At 68.2% G+C, this 17,582-nt stretch carries 15 protein-coding genes and 1 tRNA gene; 10 read left to right on the top strand and 6 right to left on the bottom strand.

Going from position 1 to position 17,582, the window contains the following annotated elements; all coding sequences use genetic code 11:
• Positions 1-259 precede the first annotated feature (259 nt).
• Positions 260-2,065 carry a DNA mismatch repair endonuclease MutL gene (gene mutL, locus ACP2AD_RS09045; RefSeq protein WP_425229743.1) on the bottom strand — a complete coding sequence of 602 codons (1,806 nt, stop codon included), beginning with the start codon at positions 2,063-2,065 and terminating at the stop codon, positions 260-262.
• A gap of 140 nt (positions 2,066-2,205) precedes the next feature.
• Here mutL and ACP2AD_RS09050 point away from each other — a divergent pair, with 140 nt between their 5' ends.
• From ACP2AD_RS09050 to acs, 8 genes are all read left to right on the top strand, one after another.
• The gene (locus tag ACP2AD_RS09050) at positions 2,206-3,222 is read left to right on the top strand and encodes a rod shape-determining protein (RefSeq protein WP_425231135.1); all 1,017 of its coding nucleotides are present in this window, start codon (positions 2,206-2,208) and stop codon (positions 3,220-3,222) included.
• A gap of 139 nt (positions 3,223-3,361) precedes the next feature.
• Positions 3,362-4,216: a rod shape-determining protein MreC gene (gene mreC / locus ACP2AD_RS09055; protein WP_425229744.1), complete on the top strand. Its 855-nt coding sequence runs from the start codon at positions 3,362-3,364 to the stop codon at positions 4,214-4,216.
• Positions 4,213-4,719: a rod shape-determining protein MreD gene (mreD, locus tag ACP2AD_RS09060; RefSeq protein ID WP_425229745.1), complete on the top strand. Its 507-nt coding sequence runs from the start codon at positions 4,213-4,215 to the stop codon at positions 4,717-4,719. The genes mreC and mreD overlap by 4 nt, the downstream gene beginning before the upstream one ends.
• Positions 4,716-6,788, top strand: a complete 2,073-nt coding sequence (gene mrdA, locus ACP2AD_RS09065; RefSeq protein WP_425229746.1) for a penicillin-binding protein 2 — start codon at positions 4,716-4,718, stop codon at positions 6,786-6,788. The genes mreD and mrdA overlap by 4 nt, the downstream gene beginning before the upstream one ends.
• Positions 6,789-6,798: 10 nt before the next feature.
• Positions 6,799-7,908, top strand: coding sequence for a rod shape-determining protein RodA (gene rodA, locus ACP2AD_RS09070; protein WP_425229747.1), 1,110 nt, complete (start codon positions 6,799-6,801; stop codon positions 7,906-7,908).
• A gap of 78 nt (positions 7,909-7,986) precedes the next feature.
• Positions 7,987-8,062, top strand: a tRNA-Lys gene (locus ACP2AD_RS09075).
• A gap of 55 nt (positions 8,063-8,117) precedes the next feature.
• Positions 8,118-9,590 (top strand): flavin-containing monooxygenase, encoded by a 1,473-nt coding sequence (locus ACP2AD_RS09080; RefSeq protein ID WP_425229748.1) that lies wholly within the window; start codon positions 8,118-8,120, stop codon positions 9,588-9,590.
• Positions 9,587-11,518, top strand: coding sequence for an acetate--CoA ligase (gene acs, locus ACP2AD_RS09085; protein WP_425229749.1), 1,932 nt, complete (start codon positions 9,587-9,589; stop codon positions 11,516-11,518). The genes ACP2AD_RS09080 and acs overlap by 4 nt, the downstream gene beginning before the upstream one ends.
• A gap of 30 nt (positions 11,519-11,548) precedes the next feature.
• Here the strand turns inward: acs and ACP2AD_RS09090 are convergent, their stop codons facing one another.
• Complete coding sequence (locus ACP2AD_RS09090; RefSeq protein WP_425229750.1) at positions 11,549-14,140, bottom strand: M1 family metallopeptidase; 2,592 nt, start codon at positions 14,138-14,140, stop codon at positions 11,549-11,551.
• Between the two features lie 60 nt (positions 14,141-14,200).
• Here ACP2AD_RS09090 and ACP2AD_RS09095 point away from each other — a divergent pair, with 60 nt between their 5' ends.
• Positions 14,201-15,160, top strand: a complete 960-nt coding sequence (locus ACP2AD_RS09095; RefSeq protein ID WP_425229751.1) for an NAD(P)H-dependent flavin oxidoreductase — start codon at positions 14,201-14,203, stop codon at positions 15,158-15,160.
• Positions 15,161-15,181: 21 nt separating this feature from the next.
• Here ACP2AD_RS09095 and ACP2AD_RS09100 read toward each other — a convergent pair whose 3' ends face one another.
• Together ACP2AD_RS09100 and ACP2AD_RS09105 are read right to left on the bottom strand one after the other, a co-directional pair.
• Complete coding sequence (locus ACP2AD_RS09100; protein ID WP_425229752.1) at positions 15,182-15,637, bottom strand: DUF1465 family protein; 456 nt, start codon at positions 15,635-15,637, stop codon at positions 15,182-15,184.
• Positions 15,638-15,713: 76 nt separating this feature from the next.
• Complete coding sequence (locus ACP2AD_RS09105) at positions 15,714-15,911, bottom strand: DUF465 domain-containing protein (protein WP_425229753.1); 198 nt, start codon at positions 15,909-15,911, stop codon at positions 15,714-15,716.
• 161 nt (positions 15,912-16,072) lie between these two features.
• On the opposite strand from ACP2AD_RS09105, the gene ACP2AD_RS09110 reads away from it, so the two are divergent.
• Positions 16,073-16,225, top strand: coding sequence for a YdcH family protein (locus ACP2AD_RS09110; protein ID WP_425229754.1), 153 nt, complete (start codon positions 16,073-16,075; stop codon positions 16,223-16,225).
• 76 nt (positions 16,226-16,301) lie between these two features.
• On the opposite strand, the gene ACP2AD_RS09115 is transcribed toward ACP2AD_RS09110, so the two are convergent.
• Positions 16,302-16,697, bottom strand: coding sequence for a PilZ domain-containing protein (locus ACP2AD_RS09115; RefSeq protein ID WP_425229755.1), 396 nt, complete (start codon positions 16,695-16,697; stop codon positions 16,302-16,304).
• A 155-nt stretch (positions 16,698-16,852) separates the two neighbouring features.
• Entirely contained in the window at positions 16,853-17,314 is a 462-nt protein-coding gene (gene dksA, locus ACP2AD_RS09120; RefSeq protein ID WP_425231136.1) for an RNA polymerase-binding protein DksA, read from the bottom strand.
• Positions 17,315-17,582: the final 268 nt, after the last annotated feature.

Genomic DNA, 17,582 nt, shown 5'->3' on the forward strand with positions numbered 1-17,582 from the left:
GTCTTGCCAAAGTTAAGGGCCGCTCGACATCAGTCGAGCGGCCCTATCTTCTTCCGGTCAAAGAGATCGTTGGTCAGGGGCAGCTGACGCAGGCGCCGATCACCGCACACAGGGGAATGAGCGCCATCACTAGGGGGAACATCTGTTTCATGGCCGAGCAACCTGTGCTTGTTCTGGGTTGCTGCTTGAATGTTCCTGACGCGCAAAGGTTGCGAAGGGCTGAACCAGAAGGTTGAGTCCGTTTAGCGGGTCGGCTTGATCACCGCCGTCCGAACAGCTTCTCGATATCGCCATGCGCCAGCTTCACCCAGGTCGGACGGCCGTGGTTGCATTGGCCGGACCGTGGGGTCGCTTCCATCTCCCGCAGCAACGCGTTCATCTCGGCGACGGCGAGCACGCGCCCGGCGCGGACCGAACCGTGGCACGCCATCGTCGCGGCGATGCGATCGAGCCGCTCACGCAACGACAGGGTTTCGTCGAATGCGGCGAGCTCGTCGGCCAGGTCGGTGACCAGCGCGCTCGGGTCGGCGGCACCGAGCGCTGCCGGAGTCGCGCGGACCAGCATCGCGGCAGGGCCGAAACGTTCCAGGTCCAATCCGTAATCCGCAAGCTCCTGCGCCCGCGCCTCCAGCCGGTCGCAGGCCGGCTCGTCCAGTTCGACGACGGCTGGCATCAGCAGCGTCTGCGCTGCGACGCGGCCATCGGCCAGCGCAGCCCGCATCCGCTCCAGCACCAGCCGCTCGTGCGCGGCATGCTGATCGACCAGCACCAGCCCGTCCTCGGCCTCGGCGACGATGTAGGTCCTGGCGACCTGCCCGCGGGCGACGCCGAGCGGATGGGTGACCGTCGGAGGTGGCGCCGCGACCGCAATGTCGGCACGAGCCTGGGGCGGAGGGTTGAAGAAGGTGGGGCGCGCCTCGTGGAGCGCAGCCGCCGACACTCCCGCGACAGCCTGCGGCCCGCCGTCTGCGAGCGGCCAGGAAGGTGATGGGTAGTCGCCGTCTGGATGACCGATGAAACTGCCAAGCCCGCCCGCCCGGAACAGCGCCCGCAGGTCGGGGGCGGCGGGCTGTGCCGCCCGGAACCCCGCCTGATCGAGTGCGCGCCGCAGGCCCGACACGACCAGCCCGCGGACGATCGCCGGGTCGCGGAAGCGGACTTCGGTCTTCGCCGGGTGCACATTCACGTCGACCTCGCTCGCTGGCAGGTCGAGGAACAGCGCGACGACGGCGTGGCGGTCGCGTGGCAGCATCTCGGCATAGCCGCCGCGGATCGCGCCAAGGAGCAGCCGGTCCTTCACCGGGCGGCCGTTGACGAACAGATACTGATGATCGGCGACACCGCGATTGAACGTCGGCAGGCTTGCCACCCCGCCGAGCTGAAGCGTTTCGCGCACCAAGTCGACCGGCACGGCATTGTTGATCAGCGAGCGGTCGGTCAGCGCCGCTACCCGCGCCGGCCGGTCCTGTCCCGCCGGGACGCCGAGCACGCGGCGGCCGTCATGCTCGACGGAGAACGCCACCTCCGGCCGCGCCATCGCCAGCCGACGCGCGACTTCTAGGCAGGCGGCATATTCGGACCGCACCGACCTAAGGAACTTGCGCCGGGCGGGAACGCGCGCGAACAGTGCCTCGACCACGATCCGCGTCCCGGGCGGCAGCGCGGCCGGCCCCTCCCCCGCCGGATGGCCGTTGTCGACGACCCGCATCCAGCCCTCCCCGCCGCCGACCCGGCTCTCCACCGTCAGCCGGGCGACGCTGGCGATCGACGGCAGCGCTTCGCCGCGGAAGCCCAGCGTCGTTACCGCCTCGATCGCTTCGTCGGGCAGCTTCGACGTCGCATGCCGCTCCAGCGCCAGCGCCATCTCGGCCGGGTTCATGCCGCAGCCATCGTCCGCAACTTCCAGCCGGTCGATGCCGCCGCCCGCCAGCTTGACCGCGACGCGAGTCGCGCCCGCGTCCAGCGCGTTTTCAACCAGCTCCTTCAACGCGCTGGCGGGTCTTTCCACCACTTCGCCCGCCGCGATGCGATTGATCAGATGCTCGGGCAGACGGCGTATTGACACCGGGCAAACCCTAGCCCATCCGGCCGCATCCCGCGACCCCGCTGACGAGGCACGCACCGACGGCGGTGGGCGCGGGGTACAGCCGCGCCCCTCGCAATCGGACCCGAACTTTGCCCAGCATCTTTTCTCGTTTCTTCAAGATGATGTCGCACGACATGGCGATCGACCTCGGCACCGCCAATACGCTGGTGTATGTGCGCGGCCGTGGCATCGTGCTCAACGAACCGTCGGTCGTCGCCGTGGAGACGATCAATGGCGTCAAGCGCGTCAAGGCGGTCGGCGACGACGCCAAGCTGATGATGGGCAAGACCCCCGGCTCGATCGAGGCGATCCGCCCGCTGCGCGACGGCGTCATCGCCGACATCGACATCGCCGAGGAGATGATCAAGCATTTCATCCGCAAGGTGCACGGGCCGCGCAAGTTCGCGCGCTGGCCGGAAATCGTGATCTGCGTGCCGTCGGGCTCCACCAAGGTGGAGCGCCGCGCGATCCGCGATGCTGCATCCAACGCGGGCGCCAGCCAGGTGTGGCTGATCGAGGAGCCGATGGCGGCGGCGATCGGCGCCGACATGCCGGTGACGCAGCCGATCGGCAGCATGGTGGTCGATATCGGCGGCGGCACCACCGAAGTCGCGGTGCTCAGCCTGCGCGGCCTGGCGTACACCACCTCGGTGCGAACCGGCGGCGACAAGATGGACGAGGCGATCGTCAGCTACGTCCGGCGCAACCACAATCTGCTGATCGGCGAATCGACCGCCGAGCGGATCAAACAGGAAGTCGGGATAGCCCGCCCCCCGGCGGACGGGATCGGCCAGGTGATCTTCATCAAGGGACGTGATCTCGTCAACGGCGTGCCCAAGGAGATCCAGATCAACCAGGGCCAGATCGCGGAGGCGCTGTCGGAGCCGGTGGCGACCATTGTCGAGGGCGTGCGCGTCGCGCTGGAGAACACCGCGCCCGAACTCGCCGCCGATATCGTCGACCAGGGCATCGTCCTGACCGGCGGCGGTGCGTTGCTGGAGGGACTGGACGAGGTGCTGCGCGACGAGACCGGTCTGCCGGTGACGGTTGCCGAGGACCCGCTGACCTGCGTTGCGCTGGGCACCGGCCGCGCACTGGAGGATCCGGTCTACCGCGGCGTGCTGCAAAGCGGCTAAGACGACGCCCCAACGGCAATCTCACCCCGGCGACGGCCGGGGCCCAGGTGCGAAACGGCCAACGATGCAGGCTCCCGGCCCGATCAATTGCTGCGCTGCTGGTCCCCGGCCGTCGCCGGGGTGGTGAAGGCGCGCGCGCATGGCCGTTTCCGCTCGCGACCGCCGTACCGGCTTCTCGCGGCGACGGCAGTATGGCGCCTTCGCAAGCTATGTCGTCGCCGTCGCTGGCGCGGTGGTCGGTGCGGTGCTGCTGTTGCTCTCGCGGTTGGACCCGCCCGCCTTTGCCGCGGTCAGGATGACCGCGGCGAGCATCACCGTACCGGTTTCCGCTGGGCTCGATACGGTGGCCGGTTGGGTGGCGGCGATACCCGATGCGATCGGCGATCACTTCGCGGTCAAGAGCGACAATGCGCGGTTGCGCGGCGAGATCAGCCGCAACCGGGCGCTGCTCGCCCGCGCCCGCTCGATCGTCTACGACAATCGCCGCCTCCGCGCGCTGCTGGCGGTGCGTGATCGCAGCGTGGACGTGGTCGTCACGGCGCGGCTGGTCAGCTCCACCGCTTCGTCCGGACGCCGTTTCGCGCTGCTCGACGCCGGGCGGTGGCAGGGTGTTCATGCCGGCATGCCGGTCACCGGACCCGACGGCCTGGTGGGGCGGGTGGTCGAAACCGGGCCGGCCGTTGCCCGCGTGCTGCTCCTGACCGATGCCGAGAGCTCCGTGCCCGTCCGCCGCACGCGCGACGGCGTGCCCGCGATCGCGGTCGGGCGCGGCGACGGCCTGCTCGACATCCGATCGGTCAGCACCAACACGCAGCTGCGGCCGGGCGACGTCTTCGTCACTACCGGCACCGGCGGCATCTACGCGCCCGGCCTGCCGGTGGCGCGCGTGATGGCCGCTGGTGAGGACAATGCGCCCGCGGTGCCGATCGCCAGGCCCGAGGCGCTCGATTTCGCGCTGGTGACCCGGGCGTTGATGCCGGCGCCGGGACAGTGACGCCCGATCGCCCTTTCGCGCCGCCGCTGCCGCGCAATCCCGCCCGCGCGTTGCCATGGTTCAGCGTCATTGCGGGGTCGCTGCTGACCGCAGTCCCGCTTGTCGCGCATGTCCCGCTGTTGCCGCCCTTCGGACTGCTCATGCTGCTCGGATGGCGGCTGCTCGCGCGCTACGCGATGCGACGCTGGGCGGCGGCGCCGCTGGGTTTCGTCGACGATCTGCTGAGCGGCCAGCCGCTCGGATCCGCGGTGTTGCTCTGGTCGCTCTGCTTCCTGATGATCGACCTGATCGAACAGCGGCTCGCCTTTCGCGACTTCTGGCAGGACTGGCTGATCGCCGCCGGCCTGCTCGCCCTTGCGCTGTGGGGTGGCCGCCTGATCGCGGTGCCGCTCGCGGCGCATCTCGACGCCGCCGTGGTGGCGCAGTGGGGCATGGCGGTGTTGCTGTTTCCGCTGGCGACGCGGGTGGCGGCGTGGATCGACGCCAAGCGAGCCTATCCGTGAAACCCGCGCCCACCGCCGCCAGCCAGGCGTTCAGCTTTTCGCGCCGCGCCTGGCTGCTCGGCACCGCCCAGGGCGTGATCGGCGGCGCGCTGGCGGTGCGGATGGGGTGGCTCGCGATCGCGGAGAACGAGCATTACCGCGTGCTGTCCGAGAGCAACCGCGTCAACACGACGCTGGTGCCGCCGCGGCGCGGCTGGATCGTCGACCGGCACGGCGTCGCGATCGCAAACAATCGCACCGATTTCCGCGTCGATATTATTCCCGAGCGGCTGGAGGATGCCGAGCGCGAGCTGGCGCTGCTCGGCCGGCTGTTGCAGCTCGCGCCCGCCGACCTGAACCGCATCCGCCTCGACCTGAAGCAGGCGGCAGGGTTCCAGCCGGTGCAGGTGGCCGAGAATATCAGCTGGGAGCGGTTCGCCGCCGTCTCGCTACGCCAGCCCGAACTGCCCGGCGTCGCGCCGTCGCGGGGGTTCTCGCGCGCCTATCCTGCCGGCGCGGCGGTAGCGCACCTGACGGGCTATGTCGGGGCGGCGACCGCAGAACAGTATCGCGCCGCGAAAGACCCGCTGCTCGTCACGCCGGGGTTCAAGCTCGGCAAGGACGGGCTGGAGCGTGCGCTCGAGCCGAAGCTGCGCGGGGTGCCGGGGGCAAAGCGGGTGGAGGTCACGGCCCGGGGCAAGCTGGTCGCCGAACTCGCCAGCCGTCCCGACACGCCGGGCGCAACGCAGCGGCTGACGATCGACGCGGGCTTGCAGGAGTATGTCGCACGCCGCCTCGGCACCAATTCGGGATCGGCGGTGGTGCTCGACTGCCGCACCGGCGAAATCCTCAGCCTGGTATCGATGCCGGCCTACAACCCCAACACCTTTTCTGACGGTGTCAGCCATCTGGAATGGCAGATGCTGTCGGAGGACGATCACGTCCCCTTGATGAACAAGGTGACGCAGGGGCTGTATCCCCCCGGCTCGACGGTGAAGCCGATGAACGGGCTGGCGCTGCTCGCTGCCGGAGTCGCAGCGGAGGATCGGGTGGTCTGCCGTGGTGCGATCCGCGTCGGCAACGGCATCTTTCATTGCCACAAGAAGAGCGGTCATGGCGCCATGGACCTGCGCAACGCGATCGCGCAGAGCTGCGACGTCTATTTTTTCGAAATGGCGCGACGGCTGGGGTACGACCGGTTCGCCCCTTCGCTGCGGATGCTGGGGCTGGGGCAACGCTTCGATCTGCCGTTTTCCACGCAGCGGTTCGGCACCGTGCCCGACAGCACTTGGAAGCAGCGCAAGTACCGCAGCCGGTGGACCGTCGCGGACTCGGTCAACGCCTCGATCGGTCAGGGCTATGTGCTGGCCAATCCGATGCAACTCGCGGTGGCCGCGTCGCGCATCGCTTCGGGACGGCTGCTGCAGCCGACGCTGCTTGCAGGGGCGGCGCGCCCGGCCGCGCGGCTGCCGGTCGATCCCGCCCATCTTCAGATCGTCCGCGAAGGGATGGTCAAGGTGGTGAACGGCGGCGGCACCGGCGGCGCGGCGCGGCTTGCGATTCCGGGCGTCCAGATCGCGGCGAAAACCGGCACCGCACAGGTTCGGCGCATCACGATGGCCGAACGCGCGACCGGGGTGCTGCGCAATGCCGCCCTGCCGTTCCGCATGCGAGACCACGCGCTATTCATCTGCTTCGCACCCGCCGACAATCCCCGCTATGCGGCAGGTATCGTGCTGGAACATGGCGGTCATACCGAACGCAACCTCGACACGCCGGGGATCGGTCGCGACGTGATGACCTATCTGCTCGATCGCGATCGCGCGCTGCAGTCGCTGGCCGCGCTCGAGCCGACCTGGGGCGGCGATATACAGACGCGGATGGCGGCGCAGGCGGAGGCGTATCGCCTGTCCAGACTGCCCCCCCCTGCTGCCGCCGCGACCAAGATCGACGCGGAAGTGCCCTCCACCGCGGACGCGGTCGAGTCCGCGACCGATCAGGCCGCCAATGTGCAGGAGAGCCTGGCAACGGCAGGGCCGCAGGGCAACACGGTGGCGCAGGACGGCTCGACCGAACGGCCGGACGAGTGAGGGACGGCAGATGAGGGCGGGCATTATTCCCCAACCGCTGGCGGAATTGCCCTGGCGCATCATCCTGCTGGTGCTGGCGATCGGTTCGTTCGGCCTGCTCGTCCTCTATTCGGCGGCGGGCGGGTCGGTGCGCCCCTGGGCGCTGTCGCAGGGGATCAAGCTGGTCGTTTTCCTGGGTGCCGCCGTCGCCGCCTCGCGCGTACCGGAAGGGGTGTGGAAGGCCGGCGCCTGGCCGGTCTATGCGCTGCTGACGCTGGCGCTTATCGGGGTCGAGGCGCTGGGCCACATTTCGGGGGGATCGCAACGCTGGCTCGATCTCGGTTTCATCCGGCTGCAGCCGTCGGAACTGATGAAGCCCGCCATCGTCCTGGCGGTCGCGCGCTTCTATGACTTCATGCCGCCCGCCGAGATCCGCCGCTGGCCGGCGGTGATCGGACCGGCGGTGCTGATCGCCGTTCCCGCCGCACTGGTGATGCTGCAGCCCGATCTCGGCACAGCGATCATGATCGGGGCGGGCGGCGCGACGGTGATGTTCCTCGCCGGGCTGCCGCTGCGGCTGTTCGTCGGCGGTGCGCTGGGCGCCGCGGTCGTCGGGCGGATCGGGTTCGGGTTCCTGCGCGAATATCAACGCAACCGCATCCTGATCTTCCTTGATCCGGAAAGCGATCCGCTGCGCACCGGCTATCACATCAGTCAGTCCAAGATCGCGATCGGGTCGGGCGGCATCTGGGGCAAGGGCTTCCTGAACGGAACGCAGAGCCACCTCGATTATCTGCCGGAGGGGCACACCGACTTCGTCTTCGCGACCATGGCAGAGGAATGGGGGCTGGTCGGCGGTTGCCTGCTGATCCTCGCGTTTCTGCTGGTGATCCGCTGGGGCATCGACGTCGGCCAGCGCGCCGAGAGCCGCTTCGCCCGGCTGACCGCGGCTGGGCTTGCGACAACGATCTTCTTTTACGTCGCGATCAATCTGGCGATGGTGATGGGCCTCGCGCCTGTGGTCGGGATACCGTTACCGTTAGTGAGTTTCGGCGGTTCGGCCCAGATGACGGTCTTGCTGTGCCTCGCGATCCTGATGTCCATGGACCGGCAGAACCGCAAGCGGGTCGGCTGGCGGTGATGAGGGGCTTGCATCGCGCCGCCGGAATGCTAACAGCGCGCCTCCGATCCCGGGAGCGCCGTTCCCGCCGCCGATCGCGGACGCATAGCTCAGTTGGTAGAGCAGCTGACTCTTAATCAGCGGGTCCTTGGTTCGAGCCCAAGTGCGTCCACCATCCCCTTGGGGATGCTCCTCACCTGCGCTACGCCGTGCGCGAGAGAGGATGCGCGATGGCAAAGCGGGTGGCGATTATCGGAGCCGGTCTGGGCGGGCTGACCGCGGCGATCAAGCTGCGCGAGGCGGGGCATGCCGTCACCATCTTCGAGGCGGGCGACAGCGTCGGCGGGGTGTGGCGGGACAATCGCTATCCTGGCGCAGCGTGTGATGTGCCCGCGTTACTCTATCAGCTCTCGTTCGCGCCCAACCCGGCATGGAGCCACCTCTATGCGCGTCAGCCGGAGATCCACGCCTATACGCAGGCGCTGGTCGAACAGTTCGGCCTAACCGAAACGCTGCGGCTGAACGAAGGCGTCACACGCGTCGCGTGGGACGGGCGTTCCGCGAAATGGCAGGTCGAGACCATGGCGGGTGGGAACGAGGGATTCGATGTCCTGGTGCCTGCGACGGGGCAGCTAAGCCGGCCGTGGACCCCGCCCCTGCCCGGCCTGGAGAGCTTTGCCGGCGCGCGTTTTCACTCGGCGCGCTGGAACCACGGGGTCGATCTCGCCGGCAAGCGTGTCGGCATCATCGGCTCCGCCGCAAGCGCCGCGCAGATCGTCCCCGAACTGGCGAAGGTCGCGGGCCACCTCACGGTCTTCCAGCGCTCGCCCAACTGGCTGCTGCCACGCAACGACCGGGCGGTGACGCCAGAGGACATGGCATTGGCGATGACGCGGCCGGAGGCGGCGATGCGGCTGTACCAGATGCAGCGTGCGATGATCTTCGAGAACGCCGACGCCTTCCTGTTCCAGGCGATCGAATGGACGCCGGAAGGGCGCGCCGCGGTCGAGCGACAGGCGCGCGACCACCTTCACGCGCAGGTGACCGACGTCGGCCTGCGGGCGAAGCTGACCCCCGATTACCCGGCGGGGTGCAAGCGGGTGATCTTCTCCGACGATTTCTACCCCGCGCTGACCCGGCCAAACGTGACGCTGGAGGTCGCTGCGATCCGCGCGGTGACCGCAGCGGGCGTCACCACCGCGGCAGCCGAGCACGCGCTCGACGTGCTCATCCTCGCGACGGGGTTCGAGACGACCGGCTGGAACTGGTCGTTCGAGGTCATCGGTGTCGACGGGCGTAGCCTTGCCGAGACATGGCGGCCCGCGCCCCAGGCGTATCTGGGCACGCTGGTCCACGGTTTCCCGAACATGTTCGTGATCTATGGGCCCAACACGAACCTCGGGCACAACTCGATCACCTATATGATGGAGGCACAGGTCGCCTTCATGCTCGACGCGCTCCGGCTGCTCGACGCGGAAAGCAAGGCGGCTCTGGAGGTCGACGCGGGCGCGCAGGCGCGGTTCAACGCCGAACTGCAGACGAAGCTCGCGAAGACGGTGTGGGCCGATCCGCGCTGCACGTCCTGGTACAAGACCGCGGACGGCCGCAATCCGCAGAATTGGGGGAGCGACGCCGCCGCTTTTGCCGCCGCGACCGAGCGCGTCCGGCGCGAGGACCTCCTGCTAATCCCGGAGCCGGCATGACCGACCAGACCTACCCCGTTCCAGCATCGTGGACGGCGCATGCCCGCATCGACGAGGGGGGGTACAAGCGGGTGTACGAACAGTCGGTCAGCAGCCCGGCGAAGTTTTGGATGGAGCAGGCCGAACGGCTGGATTGGATCAAGAAGCCGACGATCGCGGGCGACTGGTCGTTCGGGAAGAAGGATTTTCACATCAAATGGTTTGCGGACGGCGTGCTCAACGCCGCGGCGAACTGCGTTGACCGGCATCTCTACACCCGCGGCGATCAGGTCGCGCTGATCTGGGAGCCCGACGATCCGGCGGAGGAACCGCGCCGTTTCACCTATCGTGAGCTGCACCGGGAGATGTGCCGCTTCGCCAACGTCCTGACCGCGCAGGGCGTCAAGAAAGGCGACCGGGTCACCATCTACCTGCCGATGATCCCGGAGGCGGCGTTCGCGGTACTCGCCTGCGCACGGATCGGCGCGGTCCATTCTGTGGTGTTCGGCGGCTTCTCGCCCGAGGCGCTGGCGGGGCGGATGGAGGACTGCGGCTCGCGGGTCGTCGTCACCGCCGACGAAGGGCGACGCGGTGGCAAGCGCGTGCCGCTCAAGGCGAATGTCGACGCGGCGGCGGAGCGCGTGCCGATCGACTGCGTGATCGTCGTGAGGGCAACCGGCGCCGACGTGGCGACGAACGAGCGCGACCGCTGGTATCATGAGGCGGTCGCGGACGTTGCGGACAGCTGCCCGGCCGCGCCGATGGGGGCGGAGGACCCGTTGTTCCTGCTCTATACATCGGGGTCGACGGGCAAGCCAAAGGGCGTGATGCACACCACGGGCGGCTATCTGCTCTGGGCCGCCTGCACACATGAATGGTGCTTCGACTATCGCCCCGGTGACGTGTGGTGGTGTGCGGCCGACATCGGCTGGGTGACCGGCCACAGCTACATCCTCTATGGCCCGCTCGCGAACGGCGCGACGACGCTGATGTACGAAGGGCTGCCCAACTGGCCCGACGCCAGCCGCATCTGGCAGATCGTCGACCGGCATCAGGTCCACACTGTCTTCACCGCGCCCACCGCGCTTCGTGCGTTGATGAAGGAGGGCGCTGCGCCGGTGCAGGCGACCAGCCGCGCGTCGCTGAAGCTGCTCGGCACCGTTGGCGAGCCGATCAACCCGGAGGCGTGGCGCTGGTATCACGATGTCGTGGGCGAGGGCCGCTGCCCGATCGTCGACACCTGGTGGCAGACCGAAACCGGCGCCGCGATGATAGCGCCGCTGCCGGGCGCGACGCCGCTGAAGCCCGGCTCGGCGACCAAGCCGCTGTTCGGGGTCGTGCCACAGATCGTCGACGCGGACGGCGTGGTGCTGACCAAGGCGGCGGAGGGCAACCTCGTCATCAGCCAGAGCTGGCCGGGCCAGATGCGCGGCGTCTGGGGCGACCCGGAGCGTTTCTTCCAGACCTATTTCACAACCTTTGAGGGCAAATACACTACCGGCGACGGCTGCCGCCGCGACGCCGACGGCTATTACTGGATCACGGGCAGGGTCGACGACGTCATCAACGTCTCGGGGCACCGGATGGGCACCGCCGAGGTCGAATCGGCACTGGTCCTCCATCCGCAGGTCGCCGAGGCAGCGGTGGTCGGGATGCCGCACGACATCAAGGGCCAGGGCATCTACGCCTATGTGACCGCCAACGCCGGCGTCGAGCAGACCGCCGCACTGGCGGCCGAGCTGAAGGCGTGGGTGCGCCAGCAGATCGGGGCGATCGCCACTCCCGACGTGCTGCAATTCGCGCCCGCGCTGCCCAAGACCCGCTCCGGCAAGATCATGCGCCGCATTTTGCGCAAGATTGCGGAAGGCGACGTGTCGAACCTGGGCGACACCAGCACGCTCGCGGACCCGACGGTGGTGGAGGAGCTGGTCGCGAACCGCGTCGGCTAGTTGCCCGGACGGCAGCGGGCAGACCGCACGCTATCCAGCCCAGGCCGCAACCGCTGCACGCATCCGCTCCGCCGTCGCGCGCCGGACGTCCAGCCCGGCGATCACCTTCATCGCCGGGCCGCGCGACCCCGCCGGAATGTAACGCTCCGCATAGCTTCGGACCTTCCCCGCCATCGCCCGATCGCTCGATCCGGCGGCAAGGCTGACGACGAACTGCGCGCGCGAGCTTTCCTCAACCCAGCTCTCGACCAAATCGTGATGCGCGACTGCCCAGTCAAAGGCGAGATCGGGATGTACCCCCGCCATGCCGCGCAGCAGCGACGCCTTTTGCGGCGCCGTGATGGCGTCGGTCACCAGCAGGTCGAACCCGCGGCGCGCGACCGCTGCATCGGCGGGCGTGCCGAGCAGGGCGACCAGCCTGTTCTTGCCCACCGGGCTGGTCTCCGCCTGCGCCAGTGCCAGCAGCTGCGCCCATTCCGGCGCGGTCGCGTTGCGCGCGAACGCCTGCAGGATCGGCTGACGGATCGCCGCCGGGATGGCCGCGGGGTTCGACCGCAGCGTCGCGACATACTGCCGTGCGCGCGCAGCCACGCCCGGATCGCCATTTTCGCCGGCGAAACTGATCAGCTCCTCGCGCAGCACCGATTCCAACGCCGGTTCGCCGGGTCGCGGCGCATAGCCCAGCCGTGCAAGCACCGGTGACAGGCGCGCCACCGCCTTGCTGCGCAGCGGCGCGGCAAGCGGGGTTCCGTCATACAGATCGATGAGATTGCCGAACCGTTGGGCGGCAAAGCCCCATTCATCGGGATTGGCATCCGGCGCTATTGCCTCGACCGCCGCGAACCAGCGGGAGAGGTCGCGATAACCGCCTGCGGCCAGCGCGTAATCGTCGGCGATCAGGCCCAGACGGTCGACCACCGGCAATCGCTGATAAGCAGCGATTAGCTGGGCGTGCGTGGCATCGTCGTAGGAGATGCGCGTGTAGCTCGCCTGCCCGCTGTTGACGACCAGCGGTCCGCAGCCTGCTGCCGTGACGGGCGTCGCGGGCCCGCTCACCACCGCACGGGCAGGCGTGCCGCCGATCGTGCGTACCACCAGCGGCACGTGCCAGCTTTGCGGCGCCTGCGACGCCTGATCGAGCCCGAACCGCCCCTGCGCCACCGTCGCCATCGTTCGTTCGCCCGCGCATCGCACGCCGCTCACCGTCACCAGCGGCACCCCGGCCTGCAGCGTAAAGTCGTGCGCGATGCCCGCCACCGGCTGCCCCGTCGCAGCCGCCGCCAGCTCGGTCCACAGCTGATCGGTGGCGGTGTTGGCGAACTTGTAACGCGCCATGTAGCGGCGGATGCCGGCGCGAAAGCGGTCGGGACCCAGCGTCGCCTCCAGCATGCCGATCACCGACTGGCCCTTGGCATAGGTGATGTTGTCGAACGCCTCGCTGATCTGGTCGGGCGTTTCGACATGACGGACAATCGGGTGGGTGCCCGCCGTCGCGTCCAGACCCATCGCACCCTCGCGAGCGCCGGCCAGCGCCTCTGCATCGGCACTCCAGTCAGGATGCAGATCGCGCGCGGTCTTGCTTTCCATCCAGGATGCGAAGCCCTCGTTGAGCCACAAATCGTCCCACCAGGCCATCGTCACGAGATCGCCGAACCACTGGTGCGCCATCTCGTGCGCGACGACGGTGAAGATGCGCTGGCGCCCGCTTTCGCTGGTTCGCGCCGGATCGAGCAGCAGCTCGTTCTCGAAATAGAAGATCGCCCCCCAATTCTCCATCGCGCCGAAGAATTGCGACGATCCCGGCCCGGCGATCATGTCGAGCTTGGGTAGCGGATAGGGCTGGCCGAAATACTCGTTGTAATAGGCCAGCAGCCGCTGCGCCTGGGCGAGTGCGTAGTCACCCTGCTGCGACACCCCCTTGCGGGTGATGACGCCGATCTCGGTCCGTCCGGCCATCACCGTCCGCCGCTCCAGGTCGCCCATGCCGAGGAAGAGCAGATAGCTCGACATCACCGGAGTCTGGGCGAAGCGGTACAGCTGCGTGCCGTCGGCCTGCGGCGTCACGGCAGCCGGCATATTGGAGAAGGCCAGCTGCCCGGCGGGCGCAACGGCGGTGAGCGTGAACCGCGCCTTGAAGTCGGGCTCGTCCCACAACGGCGCGAACCGCCGTGCGTCGGGCGCCTCGAACTGCGTCGCGAGCATGCGCGCGGCCGTGCCGTCGCCGTTGCTATAGTCGATCGCGAACAGCCCGGCAGCCGACCGGTTGATCTTCCCCGTCCAGGCGAGCGTCAGCCGGTGCTGCCCAGGATGCGCCGCTGCGGGCAGCGTTACCGTCAGGGTCTGCGCATCCGCATCGACCCTCGTCGTCGCGGCTCGGCCATCGAAGCCTGCGGCTGTCACCGTCAGCTCGGCGGCGTTGAGCGTCAGGCTGCGCATCGGCTCGCGGACGTCGACCACGACCGTTTCGTGTCCGGTAAAGGTCATCGCACGGGCATCGGGGGTGACGCTGATGTCATAGCTTACCGGCACGGCCCCGCGCGGCAGGCGGCCGGCCCCGGTATCGGCAGCACCGATGGCGAGAGGAAGGATGGCCAGGGCGGCGAGCTTGGAGAGGATCTGCATGCCCGTCCCATAGCCAGCGCCGCTGGACAGCGAAACAGGTTGCGCTACACAACCGGTCTCATGACCCTTCCCGCCATTTTCGATCGCCTCGCGCTGCCCGTCATCGGGTCGCCGCTGTTCATCATCTCCGGCCCGGAGCTGGTGATCGCGCAATGCAAGGCGGGGATCGTCGGCGCGTTTCCAGCGCTCAACGCCCGGCCGCAGGCGCTGCTCGACGAATGGCTGCACCGCATCACCGAAGAACTGGCGGCGCACAACCGCGACCACCCGGACCGGCCGGCCGCGCCCTATGCGGTCAACCAGATCGTCCACAAGTCGAACGACCGGCTCGACGCGGACCTGGCGACCTGCGCCAAGTGGCAGGTGCCGATCACCATCACCTCGCTTGGCGCGCGTGAGGAGCTCAACCAGGCGGTGCATGGCTGGGGCGGAATCACGATGCACGACGTGATCGACGATCGCTTCGCTCACAAGGCGATTGAAAAGGGTGCGGACGGGCTGATCGCGGTGGCGGCGGGTGCCGGCGGTCACGCCGGGCGGCTGTCGCCCTTCGCGCTGATCGGCGAGATCAGGCAGTGGTTCGATGGTCCGCTGGCGCTGTCCGGCTCGATCGCGACCGGCGATGCGGTGCTGGCGGCGCTGGCGATGGGTGCTGATTTCGCCTATATCGGCTCGCCTTTCATCGCGACGAACGAAGCGAACGCGGACGCCGAGTATAAGCAGGGGATTGTCGAAGGCCGGGCGAGCGACATCGTCTACTCAAACCTCTTCACCGGCGTGCATGGCAATTATCTGCGCGGCTCGATCAGCCGCGCAGGGCTCGATCCCGACAACCTGCCCGAAGGCGATCTCAAGACGATGGATTTTGGCGGCGGCAACTCGGCCAAGCCGAAAGCGTGGCGCGACATCTGGGGCTCGGGTCAGGGGATCGGCGCGGTCAGCGTGGTCGAGCCGGTCGCGGTCCGGATCGAGCGGATGAAGAGCGAATATGAGGCGGCGCGCCTGCGGATCGCGGCCTGAACCTTCGCCCAGGGGCGCGGGTTAGAAAACCGCCGCCAGCCTGTCCTGCATCGCCCGGGCAGGGCTTGCCACCGCGGGCGCGTCCTCCTGCGCCACATCCAGACGTCCGACCCGGCGGTGAAGATCGGTACTGGTGTCGATCAACAGCTGCGCGCGCAGCGGCAGCACCGCGATCGCGGCCGGATCGGACATCGGCGCCTCGCCCAGCCGCCGCGACGGGTGCAGCGCGTCCCGCGCCCGCAGCTCGCCGGCATCCACCGCACGCTGGGTCAGCAGCCAGGCGATGACATGCATCAGCCGCGTAGTGACCTTCAGCGACTCGCACGAGAAACAGACCCGGTCGAGCGGGTCGAGCGCCTCGCGCTCGGCGCGGCCTGCCTCGTCGAAATAGGAGCGCGCCTCGTCCGCGAGCAGCATCGCCTCGACGTGCAGCGAGTCGACCAGCCGGCGATGAAGGCGCGAGTCGTGGGCGATCATCATCGTCCCGGAATTGCCACGCCGCCTCGCCGCCGCCAACCGCCTGCGGGACGCCCCGGCGTCCCAGCGCGGGGCGTCAGGCGATGATATCGGGGATGAGCTGATCCTCCAGCATGGCGATCTCGTCCTTGAGACGAAGCTTGCGCTTCTTCAGCCGTGCGATCTGAAGCTGATCGGGCAGCGACTGACCGGCCAGCGCCGCAATCGCGGCGTCGAGGTCGCGATGCTCACTCCGCGCCGCCTCCAGCCGCATCCTGACCTGCGCCTCGTCCACGCTCCGCTCCCCCGCCCCGCTGCTGCCATAGCGACGGGTGGAGCCGGTGCAACGGGTCGTCGCGGATCAAGCATCGGTTCGCCGCAGCCATGAAAATGTAACGCGACTTTAAGCGCTGCCGATGATTTACTCAGCTCCCCATATGCAACGAGGTGTCAGCGATGACGACGCACCAGGCAGCCCTGGAAACCAAGCATGCCGGTCTTGACCGCCGCATTGCAGAGGAGAGCCACCGCCCGCTGCCCGATGCCCATCTCATCGCGGGATTGAAGAAGCAGAAGCTCAGGCTGAAGGAAGAGCTGGCCGGCCTGTAACAGGCAGGACGGCCGGACGGGTCACGCATCCATCCGACGATGCTGCTTCACCACGTCGCGGCCGGCGCGCGGCGTCCTATCGCGGGCGCAGATTGACGATCAGCGGTTTGGCGAAGGCAGGGGTCGTTCGGCCCTTGCCGACCGGCTTGCGTGCGCGCGCCGGATCGATCGGATGATCGAGCGCGATGCCGATGCGGCCGTGGGTCGACCACGCGATCTTGCCGGTCAGCTCGCCCAGCCCGCGCAGCTCCAGCGTCACGGGCGTGTCGGTCTCGACCGCGCGCGCCAGCTCGGCCATCAGCCCGCCCGCCGATAGGTTGCGCACCCTCACATCGTGCACGGTGGGATTGTCCGCGATGCGCAACCGCGCCGAAAGAAAAAGGCTGTCGCGCTTCTTGGCGCGCTGACCATCCTCCGCCGCCGCCTCTCCCCCTGTCATCGAACCGAACCGAATGCGACCGACGCCGTCCATTCTCACCAGCCTGTTACTCTTGCCGTTCGGGTCTTTGGCCGGAAAAGGTTTAGCGAAAGGCTAAGCTGCTGTAGCGTTCTGTCCCGTATCGGAGCACATTGTCCACGAGCCGCGCAGCAGATCTGGGGTTGTCAGTACGCCCGGAATCACTGTCCTTAATCCTCGCGGCTGACTTTTTCGTGGCGCTCGTGGCGCTCCTGCGCCTCGACCGTCATGGTCGCGATCGGACGCGCTTCGAGACGGGCTAGACTGATCTGCTCGCCGGTGACCTCGCAATAGCCATATTCACCTTCGTCGATCCGCCGCAGCGCCGAGTCGATCTTGCAGATCAGCTTGCGCTGCCGGTCGCGGGTCCGCAGCTCGATCGACCAGTCGGTCTCGCTCGATGCGCGGTCGGTCAGGTCGGCCTCGCGCAGCGAATCGATCTGCAGCTGCGACAGCGTACCCGATGATTCGCGCAGGATGGCGTCCTTCCAGCCCACGAGCTTGGTACGGAAATAAGCCTGCTGCTTCAGGCTCATGAACGGCTCATCGCCCGTGGGCCGGTAGCCCGGGGCGGCATCGTTGGCGGCGGTAAAATCGGTATTCGGATCGGTACGTTGCAGAACAGTTGCCATGACCACTCTCCCTTGCGGCCCGCCAGCCGCGATCACGCCGCGCCGGTCGGGCCGCCCCCATGCGGCGCGCCTATAGGGACGAGCGCCAAGCCCTTCAAGTTCGCTGATTTCGATCAAGCGAAATGGATGGAGGTGTCACTTCCGGGCATCACCGCTGACACGGCCAAGCGTGGCACCGGCAGACCGTCCCGACTTGGTACGTTAAGGCAAGTATTGCGGATAACGACGCCAAGTATTCGCTCGGCTCGGCCGGTATCATGGTTAACAA

The organism is Sphingomonas sp. (assembly GCF_965248875.1).
Classification (GTDB): Bacteria; Pseudomonadota; Alphaproteobacteria; order Sphingomonadales; family Sphingomonadaceae; genus Sphingomonas.

Coding starts and splice junctions, on each gene's coding strand:
- ACP2AD_RS09110 (WP_425229754.1), top strand. CDS start 16,073: ATGACGACGCACCAGGCAGCCCTGGAAACCAAGCATGCCGGTCTTGAC.
- rodA (WP_425229747.1), top strand. CDS start 6,799: ATGAGGGCGGGCATTATTCCCCAACCGCTGGCGGAATTGCCCTGGCGC.
- ACP2AD_RS09115 (WP_425229755.1), bottom strand. CDS start 16,697: ATGGACGGCGTCGGTCGCATTCGGTTCGGTTCGATGACAGGGGGAGAG.
- dksA (WP_425231136.1), bottom strand. CDS start 17,314: ATGGCAACTGTTCTGCAACGTACCGATCCGAATACCGATTTTACCGCC.
- ACP2AD_RS09080 (WP_425229748.1), top strand. CDS start 8,118: ATGGCAAAGCGGGTGGCGATTATCGGAGCCGGTCTGGGCGGGCTGACC.
- ACP2AD_RS09100 (WP_425229752.1), bottom strand. CDS start 15,637: ATGATCGCCCACGACTCGCGCCTTCATCGCCGGCTGGTCGACTCGCTG.
- ACP2AD_RS09050 (WP_425231135.1), top strand. CDS start 2,206: ATGATGTCGCACGACATGGCGATCGACCTCGGCACCGCCAATACGCTG.
- acs (WP_425229749.1), top strand. CDS start 9,587: ATGACCGACCAGACCTACCCCGTTCCAGCATCGTGGACGGCGCATGCC.
- mreC (WP_425229744.1), top strand. CDS start 3,362: ATGGCCGTTTCCGCTCGCGACCGCCGTACCGGCTTCTCGCGGCGACGG.
- ACP2AD_RS09095 (WP_425229751.1), top strand. CDS start 14,201: ATGACCCTTCCCGCCATTTTCGATCGCCTCGCGCTGCCCGTCATCGGG.
- ACP2AD_RS09090 (WP_425229750.1), bottom strand. CDS start 14,140: ATGCAGATCCTCTCCAAGCTCGCCGCCCTGGCCATCCTTCCTCTCGCC.